Source organism: Microbulbifer sp., assembly GCF_051659245.1.
In the GTDB taxonomy this organism is placed as follows: Bacteria; Pseudomonadota; Gammaproteobacteria; order Pseudomonadales; family Cellvibrionaceae; genus Microbulbifer.
The window spans coordinates 1-3726 of sequence record NZ_JBOFOC010000045.1 but is presented as its reverse complement, the minus strand read 5'-3'; the positions used below and the strand labels follow the sequence as shown (position 1 = coordinate 3726).

At 61.4% G+C, this 3726-nt stretch carries 1 protein-coding gene and 1 pseudogene; one reads left to right on the top strand and one right to left on the bottom strand.

The genetic code is table 11. The annotated features are described in order from the left end of the window. Positions 1-89: 89 nt before the first annotated feature. Complete coding sequence (locus ACRC0P_RS04775) at positions 90-3293, top strand: efflux RND transporter permease subunit (RefSeq protein ID WP_438628641.1); 3204 nt, start codon at positions 90-92, stop codon at positions 3291-3293. A gap of 164 nt (positions 3294-3457) precedes the next feature. Here ACRC0P_RS04775 and ACRC0P_RS04770 read toward each other — a convergent pair. Then, positions 3458-3726: pseudogene (locus ACRC0P_RS04770) on the bottom strand (IS1380-like element ISHoc1 family transposase); the annotation flags it as partial.

The following is a 3726-nucleotide window of genomic DNA, read 5'->3' as shown; positions in this document are numbered from 1 at the left end:
GATCGCGGCCATGGGCCGCTCCTACAAAAACAGATTCAAGTTTCAAAATTTAGTGCGATACCCCAATGCCGCACTTTGGATGATCCTGTATGAATTTTTCCCGTTTCTTCGTCGACCGCCCCATTTTCGCCTCGGTGCTGTCGATCATTATTTTCGTGGTGGGCCTGATCAGTATTCCGCTGCTGCCCGTCAGCGAATACCCGGAGGTGGTGCCGCCCAGCGTAGCGGTCACCGCCAGCTACCCCGGCGCCAACCCGAAAACCATTTCCGAAACTGTCGCCACGCCGTTGGAGGAGGCCATCAACGGTGTGGAGAATATGATCTATATGAAATCCGTCGCCGGCAGCGACGGCACATTGTCGCTCACCGTGACTTTTAAACTGGACACCGATCCGGACCTGGCCCAGGTACAGGTGCAAAACCGTGTCGCCCAGGCACTGCCGCGGCTGCCGGAGGACGTGCGCCGCCAGGGCGTCACCACCCAGAAGCAATCGCCCAACCTGATGATGGCGGTGCACCTACTGTCGCCGGACGACCGCTTCGACGCCACCTATATCCGCAATTACGCGGTGCTGCATATTCGCGACGAACTGGCGCGCATTCCCGGCGTCGGCCAGGCGGGGCTGTTCGGTTCCGGCGACTACGCCATGCGCCTGTGGGTGGACCCGCAGAAAGCCGCGGCGCTCGGGGTCACCTCCGCAGATATCGTCAGCGCCGTGCGCGAGCAGAACGTGCAGGTGTCCGCCGGACAGATCGGCGCCCAACCCATGCCCGGGGAAAACGACTTCCTGATTTCCATCAACGCCAAGGGCCGTCTGGAAAGTGCCGAGGAGTTTGGCGATGTGGTGCTGAAAACCGGCGGCGACGGCGAGATCACCCGCCTGCGCGACGTGGCGCGCATAGAGCTGGCCTCTTCCCAGGATGCGCTGCGTGCGCTGCTCAACGGCCGTCAGGCGGTGGCCCTGCCGATTTTCCAGGCGCCCGGTTCCAACTCCCTGGAAGTCTCCCGCGCGGTGCGGGAAAAAATGAACGAGCTGGACGATCAGTTTCCCGAAGGACTGGACTGGGAGATCGCCTACGACCCCACGGTTTTTGTCAGTACCTCCATCAAAGCGGTGATCAAAACCCTGCTGGAAGCGGTGCTGCTGGTGGTGCTGGTAGTGATTCTCTTTTTGCAAACCTGGCGCGCCTCGCTGATTCCGCTGCTGGCGGTACCGGTATCGATTATCGGCACCTTTGCGGTGCTGTTGGTACTGGGTTTTTCCATCAACACATTGACATTGTTCGGCATGGTGCTGGCCATCGGTATCGTGGTGGACGACGCCATCGTGGTGGTGGAAAACGTCGAGCGCAATATCGAGGAGGGGCTGACTCCGCTGGCCGCGGCACACCAGGCGATGCGCGAAGTGAGCGGACCCATTGTCGCCATCAGCCTGGTGCTCTGCGCGGTGTTTGTACCCATGGCGTTCCTCGACGGCGTCATCGGCCAGTTCTATCGCCAGTTCGCCATGACCATCGCCATTGCCACGGTGATCTCCGCGATCAACTCGCTGACCCTGTCGCCGGCGCTGGCGGCGACACTGCTGAAACCCCACGGCGCCGCGCCGGATCTGCCCGCGCGGATTATCGATCGTCTGTTCGGCTGGGTCTTCCGTCCGTGCAACCGTTTTTTCCAGCGCAACGCCGAGCGCTACCAGGGAATGGTGGGCCGCAGCCTCAGCCGTCGCGGCCTGGTGTTTGGCGTCTACGCGCTGCTGCTTGCCGGTACGGTATTTATGTTCAACCAGGTGCCCGGCGGCTTTATTCCCACCCAGGACAAAACCTACCTGGTGGGCAGCATCCGCCTGCCGGAGGGCGCCTCGCTGGACCGCACCGAGGAAGTTGCACGCAGGGTAAGCGAACTGGCACTGGAAACCGAGGGCGTTTCCCACGCGGCCGGCTTCGTGGGCTTCAATGCACTGCAGAGTACCAACACGCCGAATGTGGGCACGGTGTTTGTGCTCTTCGACGATTTCAGTGAGCGCGATCGCAGCGCGCAGGAAATTGCCGCGGAACTGAATGGCAAACTGGCACAGATCAAAGAGGGCTTTGCCGTCACCTTTATGCCGCCGCCGATCTTCGGCCTGGGCGCCGGTTCCGGCTATTCCCTCTATGTCCAGAATCGCCGCGGCGCTGTACAGGACCGCACCGGCGACGGCTACGGCGCCCTGCAGACCGCCACCAATCAGTTGGCCGGTGTACTAAGCCAGACCCCGGGTCTCAGCTACCCCTTCAGCTCCTACCAGGCCAATGTGCCGCAGCTGGATGCGGAGGTGGACCGGTTGCAGGCCAAGGCGCAGGGCGTGCGCCTGGACGATTTATTCGGCACCCTGCAGCTGTATTTTGGCTCGCTGTACATCAACGACTTCAACTTATTCGGCCGTACCTACCGGGTTATGGCCCAGGCGGACGCGCCCTTCCGCGATGAGGTGAGCGATATCGACCACCTCTACACCCGCAACGACCGCGGCGAAATGGTGCCCATCAATACCATGGTCACTCTGCGCCAGAGTTTCGGCCCGGACCCGGTGATCCGCTACAACGGCTACCCGGCGGCGGACCTGATCGGCCAGTCGGACCCGGCGATGCTGTCCTCCAGCCAGGCACTGGCGGCGGTGGAAAAAGTGGCGGAACAGACGCTGCCCGGCGGCATGACCATTCAATGGACCGACCTGAGCTTCGAACAGGTCACTCAGGGCAATGCGGCCATGCTGGTCTTTCCCCTGGCGCTGCTGCTGGTGTTCCTGGTACTCGCCGCACTCTATGAAAGCTGGGTTCTGCCGCTGGCGGTAATCCTGATCGTGCCCATGTGTATGCTGGCGGCGCTGTTTGGCGTCTGGCTGACCGGCGGCGACAACAACGTGTTCGTACAGGTGGGCCTGGTGGTACTGATGGGGCTGGCGTGCAAGAACGCCATCCTGATCGTGGAGTTCGCCCGCGAGCTGGAGATCAACGACGGTTTCGACCCGATGCGCGCGGCCCTGGAAGCCTGCCGTCTGCGCCTGAGGCCGATCATCATGACCTCGGTGGCGTTTATCGCCGGCGTGGTGCCGCTGGTGCTGGCCACCGGCGCCGGAGCCGAAGTACGTAACGCCATGGGCATCACGGTGTTTACCGGCATGATCGGCGTGACCCTGTTCGGGCTGTTGCTGACCCCGGTGTTCTACGTGGCCCTGCGCAAGCTGGCGGGCCATGGCCGCGGCACTGGCGAGCCGGCGCGACTGCAGCAGGCTGCGGTTGCGGTGCAAAACTGAGTGGCAATTTAAAGAATGGGCGGGCCTGCTACCGTGGGCTTCGCATCAAAACCGCCACTTAGAGCCTGTTTGGAGTCTCGCGCGAGGCTCGCCCGCCCCGCACTGGGGTCGAATTCTCGAAGACTTTACCCTAGTGTTGCATAAAAACCGGGCGTTATGGAACGCTAAGCTGCCTCATCCAGCGCGTTAAGAATTTGCAATAACTCAGTTTTCACAGATTTGTTCGCGCTCATGGATAGTGTCAACTTGCCTTGTGGGCGAATTAAAGATCCTGCTCGCTGAATAAGTCGATTACGCAGTGTGGCGACGGAGGAAAAAGCCCAAAGCGCAGGGCGCTTTTCACAGGTCCCGCGATCTGGAGCCACTGTGCGCATCTGTAATTCCCGAGTAATGTTGTGTGCCATAAGGGCCGACAGCAGATAGACCTGATTAC